The 354-nt window shown below is 64.1% G+C and carries 1 pseudogene; it reads left to right on the top strand.

From position 1 onward, the window contains the following. Nucleotides 1-354 (top strand): annotated as a pseudogene (locus tag FDW84_RS19055) (SIS domain-containing protein); the annotation flags it as partial.

Genomic DNA, 354 nt, shown 5'->3' with positions numbered 1-354 from the left:
TGCGGAGAAGGGCGGGTTCAGCTGGTCATGGAGAAGGAAATCCATGACCAGCCCGACGCGGTGGCGCAGACCCTGCTGGGCCGGTCGGACATCAAGGGCAAGCTGACCCTCGATGAGCTGCGGATCGATCCGGAGCTGCTGAAGAAGGTCGACAAGATCATCGTGCTGGCCTGCGGCACGGCCGCGTATGCGGGCACGGTGGCGAAGTACGCGATTGAGAACTGGTGCCGGATCCCCACCGAGGTCGAACTCGCGCACGAGTTCCGGTACCGGGACCCGATTCTGGACGAGAACACCCTGGTGGTGTCCATCAGCCAGTCCGGCGAGACCATGGACACCCTGATGGCCGTCCGA

The organism is Pseudarthrobacter sp. NamE5, assembly GCF_005796225.1.
Taxonomy (GTDB): domain Bacteria; phylum Actinomycetota; class Actinomycetes; order Actinomycetales; family Micrococcaceae; genus Arthrobacter.
This window is presented reverse-complemented; position numbering and strand designations above follow the sequence as displayed.